The organism is Mesorhizobium sp. M00.F.Ca.ET.216.01.1.1, from assembly GCF_004010325.2.
Lineage (GTDB): Bacteria > Pseudomonadota > Alphaproteobacteria > Rhizobiales > Rhizobiaceae > Mesorhizobium.
Genome location: NZ_SADR02000614.1, coordinates 1 through 280, shown reverse-complemented (window position 1 = coordinate 280; position 280 = coordinate 1). Strand labels below are relative to the sequence as shown.

Sequence of the window (280 nt, the reverse complement as noted above, 5' to 3'; positions counted from 1 at the left end):
GAAACCGAGAGCCGACAAGCGGTTGCGCGCAACATCGAGGCTCCGCGTGGGCACGCGGGCGGGTGCTGGTGTTCGTCGACGACGACTGCCGGCTCGAACGCAACTACCTCGTCGACCTCGAGCGGCACTATGCGAGCGGCGAGAAATGGCTGATCCGCGGCGGCCGCGTCGAGATCGGCGACGCGCGCGACCTGCCTTTCACCGTCAAGCGCTGCGACCAGCGCGAGCGGCTGACGCACGCCGTCCATCCGGGCGGCTTCGTGCTCGGCTGCAACATGAC

At 68.9% G+C, this 280-nt stretch carries 1 pseudogene; it reads left to right on the top strand.

Annotated elements, in window-relative coordinates:
- Positions 1-280: pseudogene (locus EN859_RS37655) on the top strand (glycosyltransferase family 2 protein); the annotation flags it as partial.